Genomic DNA, 18,383 nt, shown 5'->3' with positions numbered 1-18,383 from the left:
CCCGACATGGGCAATTGGTCAAAGGCCTACATGTGCCAGTTTTCTTGACAGATTGACAACTGGCGGGACATCCCTGTCAAAGGTGACGATCTGATCATTTATCTCCCTCTTATATGGAGGACAGCAAGTTGTTCACCTTACGCCGCAGCGGTCGTGCGCTGGCCGTGGCAGGAGCGGCGGTCGTCCTGGCCCTGTCCGCGGGCCCCGCGCAGGCCGCCGACGTGCTGGCCCCGGACGAGATCGCGATGAGCGCGAACGTCACGCACGTCGCGAACGTGCCGACCCCGGCCGCCCTGGCCGGCACCATCAACACCGACATCGCCTTCCAGGGCGACTACGCCTACGTCGGCAACTACGGCGGGTTCACGATCTTCGACATCAGGAACCCGAAGCAGCCGGCAGTGGTGAGCTCGGTGGTCTGCCCCGGCTCCCAGATGGACATGTCCGTGTACGGCGACCTACTGATCGGCTCCGTCGACTCCTCCCGCAACAACGACTCGTGCTCCAGCACGGCACAGCCGGCGTCGGTCAAGGAGTCATGGGAGGGCATCCGCATCTTCGACGTCAGCGACAAGTCGAATCCGAAGTACATCAAGTCGGTGGAGACGAACTGCGGGTCCCACACCCACACGCTCGTGCCGGACAAGACCGGTGAGAACGTCTACGTCTACGTCTCCTCCTACGCACCGCTGGCGACCTTCCCCGACTGCCAGCCGCCGCACGACCTGATCTCGATCGTCAGGGTGCCGCTCAAGAACCCCACCGCCGCGTCCGTCATCGCGACGCCGGTGCTGTTCCCGGACGGCGGCAACCCCGGTGAGCCGGGCAAGCAGTACCCGTACCGCACGTCGGCGACGGAGGGCTGCCACGACATCACCGCCTACCCCGAGAAGGGCCTGGCGGCGGGCGCCTGCATGGGCGACGGCATCCTGATGGACATCCGTGACCTCGAGCACCCGAAGGTTCTCGACGTCGTCCGCGACGACGAGAACTTCGCCTTCTGGCACTCCGCGACGTTCAACAACGACGGCACCAAGGTGGTCTTCACCGACGAGCTCGGCGGCGGCTCCCGGGCCACCTGCAACGAGGCGATCGGCCCGAACCGCGGCGCCGACGCCATCTACGACATCGCCCCCGGCAACAAGCTCACCTTCAGGAGCTACTTCAAGATCGGCCGCTATCAGGCGGACACCGAGAACTGCGTCGCGCACAACGGCTCGCTGATCCCGGTCAAGGGCCGCGACATCATGGTGCAGGCGTGGTACCAGGGCGGCGTCTCGATCTGGGACTTCACCGACTCGGCCCACCCGCAGGAGATCGGCTACTTCGAGCGCGGCCCGTGGTCGCAGCCGCTGAGCGGCGGCTTCTGGTCGGCGTACTACTACAACGGCTACATCTACGGCAGCGACTTCAACTTGGGACTCGACGTCCTGAAGATCAACGATTCGCGTACGAACCAGGCCGGCAGCGTGAAGATGGACATCCTCAACGTGCAGAGCCAGGGCTCGTACCGTGAGCACGGCGAGGGTGTGCCTGGCGGCCACTGAAAGCCTGAGTGACCCGTCCGAGTGATACAAGGAGGCGGGCATCTCCGGTGCGGCCTCTCCCGCAACGCACCGGCGATGCCCGCCTCAACCCCACTGCAGGTATGCCCCATGACCTGCAATGACCACAGGTGCCCCGCAAATCGGGATCTACACCTAAACGGGAGGAACAAATCCGCCCGATGTCCTCGGAGCCTCTCCGTGCGGCGGTCCCGCCTCCCTCGGCTGCGGCGGTGGCGGCGGGGGAGGCGCCGGCACCCGGTGCCCCTGCGCGCCGTACCCCTGTGGGCCGTACGGCGGGGGCGTGGAACGGGCCCGGGCGAGCCGCATCTCCTCGCGGCGCCTGCGCTCGGCCAGCACGGCGGCCAGATAGGCGTACGGCGGAACGCCGGGCGGGGGCGGCGGCGCCACCTGCGCGCTGATCTGCCCGGCCACGCGCAGCCCCATCTCCTCGCGCATCCGCGGGCTGAGCTGGTGCCACCGGGACAGGTACTGCCGGGCGGTGTTGGCCAGGTCGTCGGACAGCCCGGACAGCTCCAGCGTCGCGGCCCACGACGCGAGCGGCGGAGGCATCTCCGGCGGCGGCGCCTGGTGCGGCGAACGCTCCCCGATGACGGTCGTCCCGGCGAACACGTCCCCGAGGCGCTTGCCGCGCTGGTTGAGGAGCGACGTGATGAGCGCGGGGGCGCCGACGAACGTCCAGAACTCCAGGAACCCGGCGAGCCCGCGGAACAGCGCCTGCCGGAAGCGCTCCGGCCCGCCGTCGTCGCTCACCACGCGCAGGCCGAGGGCGAGCTTGCCCAGCGAGCGGCCCCTGGTGATCGTCTCGAACGCGACCGGGTAGCCCACCGTGACCAGCACGACGAACAGGATGAGCAGCCCGGTGGCCAGCGACTCGTCGGTCACCAGGGACGCCTGCGCGACCAGCACGACGGCCAGGATGATGACGGCCCACTGGACGGCCCAGTCGATGAGGAAGGCCAGGGCGCGGCTGGGGAGCTGGGCGACGCGAACCTCTACGACGACCGCCTCGCCGGTCACGACTTCGGACACACTGCGCACCCTACTGTGTTTGATTGCCACGCCTTCGGCACGGCGGCTCGGGCGCCGACAGTCCGTGTCTTCCCTCGGTGCGTGCTCGCTCGTTCCTCGCTGCGCGCGCTCCTCAGTCCAGACACGGCCGCGCACCTCGCGGCTACCGCCGATAGGGTCCGATCCGTGGACATCGATGCGTTCGTCGCCGCGAGCAAGCCGTCCTGGGACCGGTTGGACGATCTCGTACGGCGGCAGCGCAGGCTGCGCGGCGCGGAGGTCGACGAACTGGTCGAGCTCTACCAGCGGGCGGCGACCCACCTGTCCATCGTGCGGTCGGGGTCGTCCGACGCCCTTCTCGTCGGACGCCTGTCGTCGCTGGTGGCGAGGGCCCGCGCGGCCGTCACCGGCGCCCACAGCCCGGCCTGGCGAGAGGTCGTCCGGTTCTTCACGGTGTCGTTCCCCGTGGTGGCCTACCGGGCGCGCCGATGGTGGATCGGCGCCACAGTGGCCTCACTCGCGGTCGCGTACGTCGTGGGCGTGTGGGTGGCGAACGACCCGGGCGTGCAGGCCGTGGTCGGCACGCCCGAGGAGATCAGGCAACTCGTCGAGCACGACTTCGCCGACTACTACTCGGAGAACCCGGCCGCGTCGTTCGCCGGGCACGTGTGGCTGAACAACGCCTGGCTGTCCATGCAGGTCGTGGTCTCCGCGATCCTGCTCGGCGTGTTCATCCCGTACGTCCTGCTGCAGAACGCGCTGAACGTCGGCCTGATCGGTGGTCTCATGCACGCGCACGGCAAGGCGGACGTGTTCTGGGGCCTGATCCTGCCGCACGGCATGCTGGAGCTGACCGCTGTCTTCCTGGCGGCGGGCGCCGGGATGCGCCTCGGCTGGACCGTCGTCGACCCCGGCCCGAGGCGGCGCGCGGAGGCGCTGGCCGAGCAGGGCAGGGCCGTGATGAGCGTCGCGCTCGGCCTGGTCGTGGTGCTGTTCGTCTCCGGGCTCATCGAGGCGGGGGTCACCCCGTCGGGCCTGCCGACCTGGGCGCGCATCTCGATCGGGGCCCTCGCGGAGGTGCTCTTCCTCGCGTACGTGATCGTCTTCGGCCGCCGGGCGGAACGCGCGAACGAGACGGGGGACATCGAGCACGCCCCCGACCTCGCCCCGACCTCCTGAGACCACCGCGGGAGACTCAGAGCCGACCGGCGGCCTTCAGAGCGAGGTACGCGTCGGCGAGCGCCGGGGCGACGTCCTCGGGCAGGGCGTCCACGACCTCCACGCCGTGGCGGCGCAGCACCGCGGTGATCTCGCGCCGCTCGCCGCGCAGCCGCTCGGCCGCCGCGGCGTCGTAGACGGCCTCGGCGGTGCCGCGCCCGGCCGCCATGCCGGCCACCCGTGGATCGGCGACCGAGGCCACCAGGACCATGTGCCGGGACGACAGGCCGGGCAGCACGGGCAGCAGGCCCTCTTCCATGGCCGTGGCGTTCAGGTCGGTCAGCAGCACGACCAGGCAGCGCCGCCTGGCCCTGGACAGCACGGCCGCCACCATCCCGGCGGCGTCGGCCTCGACCAGCTCCGCCTCGATCGGCGCCATCGCGTTCACCAGCGACGACAGCAGTTCCGTGCGCGACGCGCCGGACACCTGGGCCCGTACGGCCCGGTCGTAGGCGAGGAAGTCGACGCGGTCGCCGGCCCGCGCGGCGAGCGCGGCCAGCAGCAGCGCGGCGTCCATCGACCAGTCCAGACGCGGCCAGCCGGAGAGCCGGTCACCGCCGACAGGCGCCACGCCGACCCGCCCCGCGGAGGTGCGGCCCGTATCGAGCACGATCAGCACGCGGCGGTCGCGCTCGGGCCGCCAGGTGCGCACGACGACGTCGCTGCGCCGGGCGCTCGCCCGCCAGTCGATCGAGCGGACGTCGTCGCCCACCACGTACTCGCGCAGCGAGTCGAACTCGGTGCCCTGGCCGCGCACCAGCGCGGGGTGCCGTCCGTCGAGCTCGCGCAGCCGGGCCAGCCGCGCCGGCAGGTGCCTGCGGCTGAGGAACGGCGGCAGCACCCGGACGGTCCACGGCACGTGGAACGTCCGCTGCCGCGCCGCCAGGCCCAGCGGTCCGACCGAGCGGACCGTCACGGCGACGGCCTCCCGGTCGCCCCTGCGGGTGGGCGTCAGCGTCGTGACCAGGCGCCGCCGCTGGCGAGCCGGCACGTCGAGCGTCACCCGGCGCACGGCGGCCCCGGCCGAGGGCTGCCAGGCGTCCCGCAGCACGCCCCGGACCCGCCGCGGGCCCGGGTTGTCCACCACGAGGCCGATCGCCGCCGACTGCCGAGCCGCACCCGCCGTTCGCCGTCGCGCTGGAACCGCAGCCCGCGCACGCGCCCGCGAGCAGCAGGTCGGCCGCCACGAGCACGGTGAGCACGAGCGCAGCGGCCAGCACGACCAGGCCGGGCTCGGGGGCGAGGAGCACGACGATCGCGGCGAGGGCGGCGAGCAGTCCCGCGCGTCCGGTCAGCGCCACGCGGCCCTCACCGGGGAACGGGGACGGCGGCCAGGATGCCCTCCAGGATGCCGTCCGGGGTGGCACCCTCCAGTTCGGCCTCCGGGCGCAGCCCAATCCGGTGGCGCAGGGCGGGCCGCGCCAGGGCCTTCACGTCGTCCGGCGTCACGTACGACCGTCCCGACAGCCACGCCCACGCCCGTGCGGCGGCCAGCAGGGCGGTGGCCCCGCGCGGCGAGACGCCGAGCTGGAGCGAGGGCGACTGCCGGGTGGCCCGTGCGACGTCCACGATGTAGCCGAGCACCTCGCGCCCGCGTCGGACCTGCGCGACCGCCCGGCGCCCCGCCGCCGAGGTCGGCCGCGGACGCCACGGACTTGATCTCCGTCAGGTCGCGCGGGTCGAAGCCGAGCGCGTGCCGTTCGAGGACGGCGATCTCCTGCTCCCGCGGCGGCAGCGGCACGGTCAGCTTGAGCAGGAACCGGTCGAGCTGCGCCTCGGGGAGCTGGTAGGTGCCCTCGTACTCGACGGGGTTCTGCGTCGCCACGACGATGAAGGGGTCCGGCAGCGCGCGGGCCGAGCCCTCGACGCTGACCTGCCGTTCCTCCATCGCCTCCAGCAGGGCGGCCTGCGTCTTCGGCGGCGTGCGGTTGATCTCGTCGGCGAGCAGCAGGTTGGTGAAGACCGGCCCCTCGCGGAACTCGAACTCCGCCGTCCTGGCGTCGTAGACCAGCGACCCGGTGACGTCGCCCGGCATCAGGTCGGGGGTGAACTGCACCCGCTTGAAGTCCAGCGCGAGCGTGGCCGACAGCGTGCGTACGAGCAGGGTCTTGGCCACGCCGGGCACGCCCTCGAGCAGCACGTGACCCCGGCAGAGCAGCGCGATGACCAGGCCGGTGACGACCGGGTCCTGGCCCACGACCGCCTTGGCCACCTCCGCCCGCAGCGCCGCGAGCGCCTCGCGGGCGGCGTCCGCGTCCGATTCAGGTGTGGTCACGAATCTCGTACCTGCCTTTCGAGTGTGTCCAGGTGGGCGGCGAGGGTCACCAGCGCGGTGTCGTCACTGGGCGGCGGGCCGCACAGCAGCGTCAGCACCGGCTCAGGGTCGCGGCCGGTGCGCGTGGCCGCGGCGACGGCGACCTCCTCCGCGGTCGCGGTGCGGGGCAGTCCGAGGCGGGGGGGCGAGCCGGTCGGCCGCGGCGGCCCGCAGCGCGAGGGCGGCCCGGTCCCTGGCCCGGCGGGACCGGTACAGGCGTCCGCGCCCCTCCACGGTCTCCGCGGCCCGCACGACCACGGGCAGGCGCTCGGCCACGACGGGCCCGAGCCTGCGCCCTCGCCACAGGGCGGCCAGGGGCCACCGCGACGGCGAGCTGGAGGACCGCCCACTTCACGCCGCGGGGGATGAGGTCGCCGAGCGAGCGGGCCTGCCCGTCCGCCCCCTCGCCGGGGTCGCCGGGACCGCCCGCCTCGGCCGGGTCGTCGGGCTCGGCGAGCCAGATGAGTTTCTGCCGCGCCCCGGCGAGGTTCAGCGCGAGCGCCGCGTTGCCGTCCTCCGCGAGGCGCAGGTTGGTCATGAACGACGCGTCGCCCAGCACGGTCACCGTGTGCCCGTCCAGCGTGTAGCGGACCATGGTGTGCCCGTCGCCGGCCGGGTAGCAGCCCGTGGCCCCCGACGGCCCGGTGAGGGACACGCCCCCGGTGTAGGCGTTGCCGGCCCGCACCGCCTCCCGCAGCGCGCACTCCGGGGCCCGGGACCGGGTGCGCGCCTCGCCCTGCCTGCGTACGCCGGGGGCGAGCACGTCGAGGTACGGCACGAAGCCCACGATGAGCCGGTCGCCGAAAGCCGCGGAGACGCGACCGGCGGCGGCGCGGTCCAGGAAGCTCGCCTCGGTGACCAGCAGCAGGGTGTGCGGCCCGGCGGCGGCCACCGCCGCGCCGGGGGTCTCCACCCGGGTCACCTCCACCCCGTGCGCCTCCAGCAGCCGGGCGAGTGCGGCGCTGCCGTTCAGCGAGGTGTCGTCGGGATCGAGGGTGCGGCCGCCGGACTGGCCTCCCGTCAGCAGCAGGGGCAGCACCGCCGTGACCAGCACGAGCACCACCAGCAGCGCGGCCCAGGCCGTCTGCCGTCCTCGGCTGCGGGCTTTCGCCGGGCCGGTCACGGCGGTCATGCGGCCACGCCCGCGCGGGCCGACCGCAGGCGCTCGTCCAGGGCGGTGAGCGTCAGGTAGCCCTCCCGGGTGCCGCCCGCCCCGCCGTAGGTCACGTCGTCGAACAGGCGTGCCGCCGCGCGCAGGTCCGCCGCGTGGGGCGGCAGCGCCTGCCCGGCGACCTCGGCCAGTTCCACGGCGGTACGGCCCGGCATCGGGCTGACGATCGCGCGTTCCTCCAGTTCGCGGGCGATCGCGCGCAGCCGCTCCCGGATGGCCCCGGCCCAGCCGCCCTCGGCCGCCAGGCGTTCGGCCTCGGCGCGATGTTCGGCGGCCGTCCGCTCACGCTGCCCGAAAACGGCGCCGCTCGCCGTACGCCGGCCGCCGGAGAAACGGCGCAGGGCCCACAGGAGCAGCACGGCCAGGACCGCGAGGACGACGGCGATCACGACGAGCGACGTCACGCCGCCCCCGCCCGTCCCGCCGCCGCTCATCAAATCGCCGAGGAACTGGGAGATCTCCCGCTGCAGCCGGTCGACCAGCGCCTCGTGCTGGTAGCCCGCCCCGGACAGCTCGCGCGCGGCCTCCCGCGCGGCCTGGTCGCGGCCGACGTCGACCGGCGAGGCGAGCAGCGCCGCCGCCCGCACGGTCGTCACGCCTGCGGCCCGTACGGCCCGTACGGCCCGTACGGCGGAGCCCCGTGGTACGGCCCGGAGCCCGGTCCCGTCCCGGCGGCGTAGCTGGGGTGCCACAGGTCGTCGACCCCGGCGTGGACCCAGCCCTGCGACTGGTTCTGCGCCGCCGCCGTCTGGAGCACGAGGTCGAACGCCTCGGCCCGCATCCGCCTGTCGGCGTACAGCAGCCCGGCCACGCCCGCCTGGAAGGGATAAGTGATCATGGAGGCGATGACCTGGCCGACCGCCAGGAGGAGCGCCGCGATCGCGGTGCCGCCGGCGGTGCCGCCGCTCAGCATCCCGATGAGCGAGCCGCCGAACGTGAACGGGATCGCGAGCACGCTGCTGATGATGGCCGCGAGTATGGCGGTGAGCAGCAGGATGCCGAGCACCCGCCAGCTGTCGCCCTTCACCAGCCGCCACGACCGGCTCATGGCGTCGGTGACCCCGCGGCCCTCCAGCACGATGGCGGGGGCCGACAGCGACAGGCGCGTGTAGAAGAACAGCAGATAAGGGACGTAGGCCGCGAAGAACAGCAGGACGACGAGGACCGCGGCCCCCGCGCCGGCGTTCCCCGTGCCGTCGAACGCGTTGGCCGCCGCGAGGCTCACGAGCACCGCGACGAGCGCCAGCAACGGCAGCAGGAGAATGAGCGCCTGCAGCAGCACCAGCCCGAAGAGCGCGGGCACCCGCGACCGCGCCAGCCGCCACGCCTCGCCCACCGTGATGCGCCCGCCGAACACCGCGCGGCCCAGCACCCGGGTGAGGACGCCCGTGAGGATCGTGGTGCCGACGAACGTCATGATGTAGCTGATGATCGCCCCGATGTACTGCGCGGCCACTCCGGCGAGCGGCCCGTTCACCGCGTCGGTGGCGTACGGGTCGGCCATGAGGTCGCCGATCGAGCCGAACGAGATGGCCTGCCCGATCGCGGCCGGGATTCCGGTCACCGCCGCCACGATCGCCGACAGGCCGAGCGTGGCCTTGGGGTTCGACCGGATCAGCTTGATCGTGCCGTCGAGGATGTCGCCGAGCGTCAACGGGCGCAGCGGGATGATGCCCGGCCGGGGCGCGTCCGGCGCCCGGTACCCGTACTGCCCGCCCGCATAGGGCGCGTACGGAGTGGACGGGGGCGGGGTGGACGGGTACGAAGCGGACGGGTTCGCGCCCTGCGGCGCGCCGGCGCCGGGAGAGGCCCAGGAGGGCCCGGCCGCCCCGGCGGCCCCGCCGTACGGGGGAGGTTGCTCGGCCGCCCAGCCGGAGGGCATGTCGGGGGTGGAGCCGGGGCCGTCTGTCATGTCCCAATCCTGGCATGATGTACGCGCGTGCCGCGCGGCCGTACGGGAGGGCTGTTGGGGGATGGCCGAAACGGGGGTGTGGGCGCACACTTGGAACGTGACCGCACCACGGGATTCCCGCCGGTGTGACCGCATCTGGTCAGATAATCGCGCGCTTCGTCTGCTGCGCCTAAACTCCAACCTCTGTCGTGGTCGTGTAACACCAAAGCGGTGGCCACGGTAGCCTGCGGGGGAAACTGTGACAAACGCCCAAATCTCCCATACGCGTACGAATGAGGGGCCATGAAAGGACGCGTGCTGGTCGTCGACGACGACGCCGCTCTCGCCGAGATGCTCGGCATCGTCTTGCGCGGGGAGGGCTTTGAGCCGTCGTTCGTGTCCGATGGCGACAAGGCGCTCGACGCCTTCAGGGACACCCGGCCGGACCTCGTCCTGCTCGACCTGATGCTCCCCGGTGCCGACGGCATCGACGTCTGCCGCCGCATCCGCGCCGAGTCCGGGGTCCCGATCGTGATGCTCACGGCCAAGAGCGACACCATCGACGTGGTGCTCGGCCTGGAGTCCGGCGCGGACGACTACATCGTCAAGCCGTTCAAGCCCAAGGAGCTCGTCGCCCGCGTGCGCGCCCGACTGCGCCGCACCGACGAGCCCACGCCGGAGATCCTGCAGATCGGCGACATCACCATCGACGTGGCCGGCCACTCGGTCAAGCGCGGCGAGGAGACCATCAACCTCACGCCGCTGGAGTTCGACCTGCTGGTCGCGCTGGCCCGCAAGCCCCGCCAGGTCTTCACCCGCGAGGTGCTGCTCGAACAGGTCTGGGGCTACCGGCACGCCGCCGACACCCGTCTGGTGAACGTGCACGTCCAGCGTCTGCGCGCGAAGATCGAGAAGGACCCCGAGCACCCGGAGATCGTCGTCACGGTCCGGGGTGTGGGCTACAAGGCCGGCCCGGCGTAAGCCGCACGTCACCGTCATGCCGGTCTCCGCGAGGAAACGCCGTCGCCGGACCCCGGGGCAGATCGCCCGCGGGGTCCGCAGGCGCGCGCGCCGCCTCGCGGGCCGGCTGCGGCACGCCTGGCGGCGCTCGCTCCAGCTTCGCGTCGTCACCAGCACCCTGGTGCTGTCGATGGCCGTCGTGGTCGTCCTCGGCGTCTTCCTGATGCAGTCGATCGTCGCCTCGGTGCTGACCAGCACCGAGGTGTCCGCGGTCGAGGAGTCGCGGGCGAACATCGCGACCGCGAGCGGCTACCTCACGCAGCCCGCGGACTCGACCGACATCTCGCAGGACGGCACCGCCCAGGGGCAGACGGTGAACCCCGTCGACGCGGCCGCCAAGGCGCTGACCGACCGCTCCGGCGGCCGCTACGACGTCGTCATCTTCAACGAGGGCTCGGTCGGCGAGGGCCGGGCGTCCGGTCAGGTCGACTGGTCGAGCATCCCGGCCCTGCTGCGCGCGAAGGTCCAGAGCAGCGAGGAGCAGTCGCTCTGGGTGCAGACCGTGAAGATCCGGTACATCGGCGCGAAGCAGCCCGAGAGCGCCTGGGTCGTCGGCGGCCGGGTGAACGGAACCTACGAGATCTACCACGTCTTCCCGCTCGGCGACGAGGAGAAGACGCTGCTCACGGTCCAGCAGATGGTCTTCGGCGCGGGAGCCGCGCTCGTGCTGCTGCTGGCCGGCGTCGCCTCGCTGGTCACCCGGCAGGTGGTCACCCCCGTACGGCTCGCGCGCCAGGCGGCGGAACGGCTCGCCGCCGGCCGGCTGGAGGAGCGGCTCAAGGTGCGCGGCGAGGACGACCTCGCCCGGCTGGCGACGTCGTTCAACGAGATGGCGTCCAACCTCGCCGTGAAGATCCACCAGCTGGAGGAGCTCTCCCAGGTGCAGCGGCAGTTCGTCTCCGACGTCTCCCACGAGCTGCGCACACCGCTGACGACCGTCCGCATGGCCGCCGACCTGCTGTACGAGGGCCGCGAGGACTTCGACCCCGCCTCCGCGCGGGCCGCCGAGCTCATGCAGAACCAGCTCGAACGCTTCGAGTCGATGCTCGCCGACCTGCTGGAGATCAGCCGTTACGACGCGGGGGCGGCCACCCTCGACCTGGAGCCCGTCGACATGCGCGACGTGGTCCTGCGCGCGGTGGGCGACTCCGAGACGCTCGCCGAGCGGCAGGCCACCCGGTTCGAGCTGCGCCTGCCCAACGAGCCGTGCATGGCCGAGGTGGACAGCCGCAGGGTCGAGCGCATCCTGCGCAACCTGCTCTTCAACGCCATCGAGCACGGCGAGGGCAAGGACATCGTCGTCACGCTCGGCGCCGACCGCGACGCGGTGGCCGTGGCCGTACGCGACCACGGGGTCGGCCTCAAGCCGGGCGAGGAGACGATGGTGTTCGACCGCTTCTGGCGGGCCGACCCCTCGCGTGCCCGGACCATCGGCGGCACCGGGCTCGGCCTGGCGATCTCGCGGGAGGACGCCATGCTGCACGGCGGCTGGCTCCAGGCGTGGGGCGCGCCGGGGGAGGGCAGCCAGTTCCGCCTGTCGCTGCCGCGCGTGGCCGGGGCCCCGCTGCGCGGATCGCCGCTGCCGCTCGTGCCGCCGGAGGTCGAGATGCGGCGCACGTGGCGCGGCCATACGACACCGGTCCTGACCCCGGCGCCGGCGGAGACGGCGCCGAGGGCGCGGGAGAACGTGGATGCGGGGGCCTTCGATGCGGAGTGAGCGGCTCGGCGCCCGCCGTCTCACCGCCGCCGCGGGCGCGGCGCTCGTCCTGGTCTCCGGCGGGGCCGGGTGCGCCGACCGTGCCCACGAGCGGCAGTCCCCGCGCCGCCCAGGAGGACCACGGCAAGGACACGCTCAGCCAGCCGTACGTGCGGCTCATCGCGACCCCGCCCAAGAAGGGCGCCCCGCCCGAGGACATCGTCAAGGGCTTCCAGGCCGCCATGGCGGCCTTCGACGACTCCGAGCTCACCATCGCCAGGGAGTACCTCACCCCGGGCGCGGCCAAGCACTGGAACCCGTGGCGGCAGACCCGCATCTACGAGGGCAAGATCGAGTCGGACCGCGCGCAGAATCTCCAGGAGGCCACGCGGACGACGGTGACGCTGAAGGGCACGGCGGTCGCCACGATCGACGCGGAGGGCAGGTCCACCCCGGCCGCCGGCAACCTCGTCGAGCCGTTCACGCTGGTCAAGCAGAACGGCGAGTGGCGGATCGACGTGCCGCCCGACGCCCGCCTCCTGTCGTACGACGACCTGTGGCGTGCGTACCGGAAAGTAGACCTCTACTACCCGCCCGCCACCCGGGAGATCGGCCTCGTGGCCGACCGGGTGTGGGTGCCGATCGAACCCAGCAGGGGCGTGCCCGAGACGCTGGTCCGCCGCCTGCTCGCCGGGCCGACCTCGTCCATCAGGAACGCGGTGAGCAGCGCGTTCCCGCCGGGCACCCGGCTCAACCGGATCACCGTCGAGGGCGACACGGTCGTGCTCGACTTCTCCTCGGAGCTGGAGTCGGTGCCCACCGACCGCCTCGACGCGCTGAAGGCGCAGCTCGTGTGGACGCTCGGCGAACTGGTCACCGGCCGGACCGTCGAGATCCGCGTGAACGGCGAGTCCGGGATGCGGTTCCGGCCCGCCGACTACGCGCGGTACGACCCGAACGTGCTGGCCGGCTCCCTGCAGGCGTACTACATGCAGGGCGGCAGGCTGCTGCAGTTCAAGGAGAAGGGCGACGGCACGCCGGTGCCGGGCGCGGCCGGCGAGCAGGCCGGGAAGTTCTCCCAGCCGGCCGTCTCCAACACCAACCAGTTCCCGCCCCTCGTGGCCGCCCTGGTCAACGGCGACGGCGTCTACGTCGCCCCGATGACCCCGAACAGCCAGTGGCAGCGGTGGATCGCGGGCGGGGACATGAGCCCGCCCTCCTGGGACCGCTACGGGGCCGTCTGGTCGGCCGAGAGGGTGAACCCGCACGAGAGCCGGGTCTGGACGGCCGAGAACGGCCGGGCCCGCCGCGTGGACATCGACGACGACCTGTCGTACGGGCGGATCATCGAGCTGCGGGTCTCCCGCGACGGAGCCCGGATCGCCGCGATCGTCGACGACGGACTCGGCACCTCCGTGAAGATCGGCACGATCGTCCGCAACGGCCAGCAGACGCGGATCGAGTCCGTACGGTCGCTCATCGAGCCGCGCGACGCGCGGAAGATCAAGGACATCGCCTGGCAGGACGCCGCCGATCTGCTCGTGCTGTCCGAGGGCAGCAGCGGTCAGGAGCTCGCCACCTGGTCGGTGATGGAGGGCGTGGTCCCCAACGACGGCCCCATCAAACTCGACTCGAAGATCAAGTCGATCGCCGCCGTCCCCGACCACGTCCTCGCGGCGGCCGACGAGGGCCAGGTGCTCACCTACAGCGTGGACAAGCACGCCTGGACCCCGCGCGCCGACAACGGCGCCACCAACCCCGTCTATCCCCTCGGCTGACCGCGCGACGTGGATTGTCGGTGCCGGGCGGCATCCTGAGGGCGTGCCGTCCGCCCTGCTCGATCTGATCCTCCCGCCCCGCTGCGCCGGATGCGGCGCTTCGGGCGCTTCGGCCTGCCCGTCCTGCACGGCCGAGTTGCTGCGGGAACCGGCTCCCCGCCCGCCTGACCCGCCGCCTGCGGGCCTGCCGGACTGCTGGTCGGCCACCGCCTACGACGGCGCGGCCCGCCGGATGATCCTCGCCTGCAAGGAACGCGGCCGTACGGCCCTCGTGCCGGTCCTGGCGGCCTCCGTGAGCGCCTGCGTGACCGCGTGGGCGGCGGGCGGGGGAGCGTACCGGGAGGTGTGGCTGGTGCCGGTGCCGAGCGCCCGGGCCGCCTCCCGCCGCCGGGGACACGACCCCGTCCGCGCCTTCACCGCGGCGGCGGCCCGCGAGCTGTGCCGGCGAGGCCGGCCCGCCGTCCTCGCGCCCCTGCTGCGGCAGGGCAGGCGCGTCGCCGACCAGGCGGGGCTGGGATCGGCGGAGCGGGCCGTCAACCTGTCCGGGGCGTTCGAGGCCGTGCCGGGCCCGGTGGCGCGGCTACGGGCCGCTGGGCGCGGTCCTGGGGCCGTCGCCGTGGTCCTGGTGGACGACGTCGTCACGACGGGGACGACGCTGGCGGAGGCGGCCAGGGCGCTGCGTGCCGCCGGGGCGGAGCCGTCCGCGGCGGTGACCGTAGCCGCGACACGCCGGAGACGCCGGATTGGTGAACATTACTCACCGTAAAGACTGGGGCAAGTTCGCGGCTTCCCGCCGGGGCGCGGCTATCGGCCTGGTTCGCGGCGACTTCCCTGCTCAATGCAGGTGTGGATGCCGCGGTTGCGGGGATTCCCAGAATATGACCACGAATTTTCCGGCGGCGAGACGGCAACCGGGATCACGCAAAGTGATCGTTTAGCCGATCTCCTGGCTGACATTCGAGGCGGTAGCGACTAGCGTTCAGACATGGCACCCGTTCGGGTCCGTGGTTGCGCCGGGCCGACTCCCTCGTGGGGTCCGGCCTGGCTAGCCGATGCCAGCCGCAGGCGAAACGGCCCACGTAAGGCGACTCTTGGTCGACCGATCACGGTGCGGCTTAGAGGTAAGTCCTGCCCTCCCGGGGGTCCAGATGTCCCCCGTAAGAGGAGAAGGGCAGTAGTGGCGAGTGAGCTGCGAACCCCTCAGCAGGCGGATGTGGGGACGAAGACCAGGTCGGCCGGACGGGTGTCCAGGAGCGCGTGCACCACCGTCGATGTGCGAAGGGGGGCTTTGCGTGGAAATCATCGTCAAGGGACGGCACACCACTGTGGGTGACCGGTTCCGCGATCAAGTGACGTCCAAGCTGGCCAGAATCCAGAAGCTCAACAACAAGCTCATCCAGATCGACGTAGAGGTCTCGAAGGAGCCCAATCACCGGCAGAGCGGGCAGCGTGAACGGGTGGAGCTGACGATCCACTCGCGGGGCCCAGCAATCCGCGCGGAGGCCTGCGCGGACGACCGGTTCTCGGCGCTGGACATAGCCATCGGCAAGCTGGAGGAGCGGCTGAGGCGGCTCGCCGATCGCCGCAAGATCCATCACGGGAAGAACTGCCCTCCCTCGATGGCAGAGCTCACCGCGGTGACGGAGGGCGCGCAGGGGGTGATCACGACCGTCCGGCAGGAGCCGGAGCCGGTCGCCGAGATCCCGGCGGAGACCGCCGGAGGGCGGGCCGAGAGTTCCGAGCCCATCGTGCCCATCGAGATGGACGGCGAAGGACCACTGATCGTACGCGAGAAGTTCCACAAGGCCGACCCCATGACGATCGACCAGGCGCTCCTCGAGATGGAGCTCGTGGGTCACGACTTCTACCTCTTCCGGGACAAGGAAGGGGGCCAGCCCAGCGTCGTCTACCGGCGCCGTGGCTACGACTACGGAGTTCTCAGGCTCGTAGAGAGCTAGCACCTCGCCCTCCGTGGCCGCCCCGCCCGGCGGGGCCCGGCCCACGTCTCGCATGGCCCATTTATGGGCACCCGGAGACAGGATCAGGGAAACTGAGGTCAGGTTACTCGCGGGGGTTCTTCACACATTCCGTGTCACCGAAGATGTTGATTCCGACGGGTGACTCTCCCACTCCGGCGCTGATGCCGCCCACACCTGCGTGTTCGGCGCCGGCTACGCGAGTATGGCTGTAGTTGATGGTCCAGCCGCGTTGGCGCAGCACTGTGAGGACTTTCTGGAACACGTCGTCCGGGTTGAGGTTCTTGTCGGTTGCGTCGCTGTGGACATTGATGGCGCTTTTGACGCTGGTGTGTTCGGTGCCGACTGGCCCACCGCAGGGTGCGTCCTTCACCTGTACGACGACGAGAGGGTCGGCGTCGGGGAAGACTGCCTGGATGATGGCCTTGGCCTCGGCGATGAAGACCTGCCGAGACTCCCCAGGGGTCATTTTCATCTCCGATTCTCTTGTGCAGGCACTCACAAGCGCGAGCGGGGCCAAGACTGCGGCGAGGAGGCGAAGCCTGAGCGGGAAGGTCATCTCTGATTGGGTCCGGCTTCCGTGAGGGACCTGCCGACGATTTGTGCGATGTCCTGTGAGGCGAAGTAGCCGCCGAGGCCGGAGTCGGCGAGCGTTTTCGTCGTCAGGGCAACGAGCGTGGGTATGTCCGTGCCGCCGTTCATTACCCCTTTGATAATCGGCTCGAACGCCGTGGCGAGTTCGCCCGCCTTCCATTGCGGAACCCTGCTCTGCAGTTCCTTGACCAGGACCCGTACGTTGGCGGCGCCGAACTGCTCGTCATCCAGCTTCGGCGACCCCATGAAGGTCTGAACACACCCGTCACCGGTGAGGATGGTCTGTAGATTATCCAAGCTCGTGTTCTTCGGTATGTAGTACTCGGAGTGACCGGACGATCGGCCGGTGGCCAGCCGTCGGATGTCGGCCATCTCCGCGGGATCCCTGCCGTGTGCTTCCGTGTAGGAGACCCAGTCGCCCGGGGCACGCATGGCGAACACCTGGGTGGCGGGCTTAAGCTTGAGATCGGCCGCGCTCTTGATGGTGGGGCCGAGCCCGGGGCTCCCCATGAACACGACCGAGTCGAACGGGGTCCCCTCCTGTAGGGCCTTGCTGGACAGCAGCGTGCCGTAACTATGGGCGAACAGCGCGAACTTCGCCCCCTTGACCGCCTCCAGCCCCGCCCGGAACGAATGAAGAGCCGGAGCCCCTGCTTTGGCCTTCGTGGGCAGCACCGAGTCGCCGAACTCGGGTGTGTCATATCCGAGCCAGGTGATGACGGCGCTCTCCGGGAGTTCCCCACCAGAGGCACGATCCTTCAAGAGAGCCACCGCATCGTTCGCGATGCTGTCGTAGTTGTCGAGTCGGTTGGTGATGCCCGGCACCATGACGGCGACGTGTTTGGCCTTGGCGAGGTCGCCGAAGACCTCCGCGACGCGGCCGTCGCCGGCCGGATCGAACAGCAGGAACTGGCGCGGCACGGACCGGCCGTCGCCGGTCACCCGGGGTTGGAGGAATTCCGCCATGCGGGCCACCCGCTTCTCCAGGAGTGTCACCTGGGGATTTTTCGGGTCGCTGGCCTTCAACGCGGCCAGGTCCTTCTGTTCATGAGCGAGGGCGCGCTCGATCAGGAGCCGGTTGGCGGCGTAGCGCACTGTGGCCGGAGCGCCGTCCAGGCGCCCGACGACGTCGGGCTGTTCGATGGCGAGCGAGGCTCGTTCGGCCGCGGTCAGTTTTGCGAAGAATTGACGGATCGCCTCTGTGCGTTGTTCCGGACGGGCTGTCGCACTGCGATCGATGACTGATTTTAGGTCTTTTTTGAGCCGTGTTCTATCCTGGCCGGAAACTGTGCCGATCGCAGTGGTGAGGCCGAATTCCGACAACGCGCCGAATGGGTCTCCGCCCTTTCCGCGGAGCGGGCGATCGCGGCGCGGTTGCCCAGTTCTGTGGCGGTTTCCCCGGCCCATCGCAGCATGGCCGCCAGCGGGGTGGCCTGGGCCTGTCCCACAAGTCGGCATGCCCGTGCGTAGTACTGCTCCGCCAGTTGTCGTTTGTCGGTGAGCAGCTTGGCCAGTCGTTCCAGATCGTCGGCGTCGACCACCCGTTCCGGCTCCACGGGACTAGAACCTAGCCCGTCTTTACACAATGTGGAAGTATTCTCACACCGCCCGACTCGATCGGATGGGATTACGGGGATGTCGCTGCATGATGATTTGAGCCGATTGGCGCATGAACATGAGGATCTGGCCGAGGCGATTGATGAAGTGCTTCAGCCGATCAGCGCCTTGATGGACCGGATGCGGTGGAAGGGCCCGCATCGGGACCGAGTGCAGGCCGAGCTGGGGGCGATGCGGCGCGGCACCGGGACGGTCAGCAGCAGCCTGCGAGAGCGGGCCGTGCTACTCAGAGATGCGGCGGCGGCCGTCCCGCGTACGCTCACGCCGGGGATCCCGCAGCCGCTGTCTCCAGAGGATGTGCTGAGAGGGGTCCTCCGTCAGATGAGCCCGGTGGGTCCCGTTGTCTCGGACGTGCTCTCCCGGTACGGCGTCCTCTGACGGAGCCGGGCCGTACGACGCCGGACACAAGCCTGCGGCATCGAAGCGGAGTGCATGAATCGGAGGGTGCGGGCACCTATCGTGAGGAGGAAGGGCGCGTGCCGCATCAGGTGTTGTTCGCCCAGGTATGTCCTGGTGCCGGGGGTAGTAACGC

The 18,383-nt window shown here is 71.2% G+C and carries 15 protein-coding genes and 2 pseudogenes; 8 read left to right on the top strand and 9 right to left on the bottom strand.

Features of this window, described 5'->3' with window-relative positions; genetic code table 11:
• The first annotated feature begins 113 nt into the window (after window positions 1-113).
• The gene (locus tag B1L11_RS04360) at window positions 114-1,547 is read left to right on the top strand and encodes an LVIVD repeat-containing protein (RefSeq protein ID WP_079313286.1); all 1,434 of its coding nucleotides are present in this window, start codon (window positions 114-116) and stop codon (window positions 1,545-1,547) included.
• Window positions 1,548-1,700: 153 nt separating this feature from the next.
• Here the strand turns inward: B1L11_RS04360 and B1L11_RS04355 are convergent, their stop codons facing one another.
• Window positions 1,701-2,597, bottom strand: a complete 897-nt coding sequence (locus B1L11_RS04355; RefSeq protein WP_079313285.1) for an RDD family protein — start codon at window positions 2,595-2,597, stop codon at window positions 1,701-1,703.
• Between the two features lie 165 nt (window positions 2,598-2,762).
• Here B1L11_RS04355 and B1L11_RS04350 point away from each other — a divergent pair, with 165 nt between their 5' ends.
• The gene (locus B1L11_RS04350) at window positions 2,763-3,755 is read left to right on the top strand and encodes a stage II sporulation protein M (protein ID WP_079313284.1); all 993 of its coding nucleotides are present in this window, start codon (window positions 2,763-2,765) and stop codon (window positions 3,753-3,755) included.
• A gap of 16 nt (window positions 3,756-3,771) precedes the next feature.
• Here B1L11_RS04350 and B1L11_RS04345 read toward each other — a convergent pair.
• The 5 genes and pseudogenes from B1L11_RS04345 to B1L11_RS04325 all read right to left on the bottom strand — a co-directional run bounded on the left by B1L11_RS04345 (window position 3,772) and on the right by B1L11_RS04325 (window position 9,191).
• Window positions 3,772-5,095: pseudogene (locus tag B1L11_RS04345) on the bottom strand (DUF58 domain-containing protein).
• Between the two features lie 7 nt (window positions 5,096-5,102).
• A pseudogene (locus tag B1L11_RS04340) lies at window positions 5,103-6,069 on the bottom strand (AAA family ATPase).
• 91 nt (window positions 6,070-6,160) lie between these two features.
• Window positions 6,161-7,240 carry a DUF4350 domain-containing protein gene (locus tag B1L11_RS04335; protein ID WP_143736946.1) on the bottom strand — a complete coding sequence of 360 codons (1,080 nt, stop codon included), beginning with the start codon at window positions 7,238-7,240 and terminating at the stop codon, window positions 6,161-6,163.
• A complete protein-coding gene (locus tag B1L11_RS04330) occupies window positions 7,237-7,875 on the bottom strand; it encodes a DUF4129 domain-containing protein (RefSeq protein WP_256862212.1) in 639 nt (212 codons plus the stop codon). The genes B1L11_RS04335 and B1L11_RS04330 overlap by 4 nt, the downstream gene beginning before the upstream one ends.
• Window positions 7,872-9,191 carry a glycerophosphoryl diester phosphodiesterase membrane domain-containing protein gene (locus tag B1L11_RS04325; RefSeq protein ID WP_143736944.1) on the bottom strand — a complete coding sequence of 440 codons (1,320 nt, stop codon included), beginning with the start codon at window positions 9,189-9,191 and terminating at the stop codon, window positions 7,872-7,874. The genes B1L11_RS04330 and B1L11_RS04325 overlap by 4 nt, the downstream gene beginning before the upstream one ends.
• A gap of 282 nt (window positions 9,192-9,473) precedes the next feature.
• On the opposite strand from B1L11_RS04325, the gene mtrA reads away from it, so the two are divergent.
• The 5 genes from mtrA (at window position 9,474) to hpf (ending at window position 15,622) form a co-directional block, all read left to right on the top strand.
• Window positions 9,474-10,151 (top strand): MtrAB system response regulator MtrA, encoded by a 678-nt coding sequence (mtrA, locus tag B1L11_RS04320; protein ID WP_030509347.1) that lies wholly within the window; start codon window positions 9,474-9,476, stop codon window positions 10,149-10,151.
• 16 nt (window positions 10,152-10,167) lie between these two features.
• Window positions 10,168-11,907, top strand: coding sequence for an MtrAB system histidine kinase MtrB (gene mtrB, locus B1L11_RS04315; RefSeq protein WP_079313283.1), 1,740 nt, complete (start codon window positions 10,168-10,170; stop codon window positions 11,905-11,907).
• 80 nt (window positions 11,908-11,987) lie between these two features.
• Window positions 11,988-13,664, top strand: a complete 1,677-nt coding sequence (locus tag B1L11_RS04310; RefSeq protein WP_143736942.1) for an LpqB family beta-propeller domain-containing protein — start codon at window positions 11,988-11,990, stop codon at window positions 13,662-13,664.
• A gap of 43 nt (window positions 13,665-13,707) precedes the next feature.
• Window positions 13,708-14,430, top strand: a complete 723-nt coding sequence (locus tag B1L11_RS04305) for a ComF family protein (RefSeq protein WP_079313281.1) — start codon at window positions 13,708-13,710, stop codon at window positions 14,428-14,430.
• 526 nt (window positions 14,431-14,956) lie between these two features.
• Entirely contained in the window at window positions 14,957-15,622 is a 666-nt protein-coding gene (gene hpf / locus B1L11_RS04300; RefSeq protein WP_079313280.1) for a ribosome hibernation-promoting factor, HPF/YfiA family, read from the top strand.
• Window positions 15,623-15,725: 103 nt separating this feature from the next.
• On the opposite strand, the gene B1L11_RS04295 is transcribed toward hpf, so the two are convergent.
• Genes B1L11_RS04295 through B1L11_RS46460 form a run of 3 tightly spaced genes read right to left on the bottom strand, consistent with a single transcriptional unit; the run spans window position 15,726 to window position 17,775 of the window.
• The gene (locus B1L11_RS04295; RefSeq protein WP_143736940.1) at window positions 15,726-16,199 is read right to left on the bottom strand and encodes a hypothetical protein; all 474 of its coding nucleotides are present in this window, start codon (window positions 16,197-16,199) and stop codon (window positions 15,726-15,728) included.
• The gene (locus tag B1L11_RS04290) at window positions 16,196-17,557 is read right to left on the bottom strand and encodes an alpha/beta hydrolase (RefSeq protein WP_179154973.1); all 1,362 of its coding nucleotides are present in this window, start codon (window positions 17,555-17,557) and stop codon (window positions 16,196-16,198) included. The genes B1L11_RS04295 and B1L11_RS04290 overlap by 4 nt, the downstream gene beginning before the upstream one ends.
• The gene (locus B1L11_RS46460) at window positions 17,482-17,775 is read right to left on the bottom strand and encodes a hypothetical protein (RefSeq protein WP_179154972.1); all 294 of its coding nucleotides are present in this window, start codon (window positions 17,773-17,775) and stop codon (window positions 17,482-17,484) included. The genes B1L11_RS04290 and B1L11_RS46460 overlap by 76 nt, the downstream gene beginning before the upstream one ends.
• 94 nt (window positions 17,776-17,869) lie before the next feature.
• Between B1L11_RS46460 and B1L11_RS04285 the strand changes: the two genes are divergently transcribed.
• Complete coding sequence (locus tag B1L11_RS04285; RefSeq protein ID WP_079313277.1) at window positions 17,870-18,229, top strand: hypothetical protein; 360 nt, start codon at window positions 17,870-17,872, stop codon at window positions 18,227-18,229.
• Window positions 18,230-18,383 lie beyond the last annotated feature (154 nt).

Source organism: Microbispora sp. GKU 823, assembly GCF_002027145.1.
In the GTDB taxonomy this organism is placed as follows: Bacteria; Actinomycetota; Actinomycetes; order Streptosporangiales; family Streptosporangiaceae; genus Microbispora; species Microbispora siamensis.
This window is presented reverse-complemented; position numbering and strand designations above follow the sequence as displayed.

Bases quoted from the DNA above. Each gene is read 5' to 3' on its own strand.
- B1L11_RS04360 (WP_079313286.1), top strand. From the start codon at position 114: ATGGAGGACAGCAAGTTGTTCACCTTACGCCGCAGCGGTCGTGCGCTG.
- B1L11_RS04335 (WP_143736946.1), bottom strand. From the start codon at position 7,240: ATGACCGCCGTGACCGGCCCGGCGAAAGCCCGCAGCCGAGGACGGCAG.
- B1L11_RS04325 (WP_143736944.1), bottom strand. From the start codon at position 9,191: ATGACAGACGGCCCCGGCTCCACCCCCGACATGCCCTCCGGCTGGGCG.
- mtrA (WP_030509347.1), top strand. From the start codon at position 9,474: ATGAAAGGACGCGTGCTGGTCGTCGACGACGACGCCGCTCTCGCCGAG.
- mtrB (WP_079313283.1), top strand. From the start codon at position 10,168: ATGCCGGTCTCCGCGAGGAAACGCCGTCGCCGGACCCCGGGGCAGATC.
- B1L11_RS04295 (WP_143736940.1), bottom strand. From the start codon at position 16,199: ATGACCTTCCCGCTCAGGCTTCGCCTCCTCGCCGCAGTCTTGGCCCCG.
- B1L11_RS04285 (WP_079313277.1), top strand. From the start codon at position 17,870: ATGTCGCTGCATGATGATTTGAGCCGATTGGCGCATGAACATGAGGAT.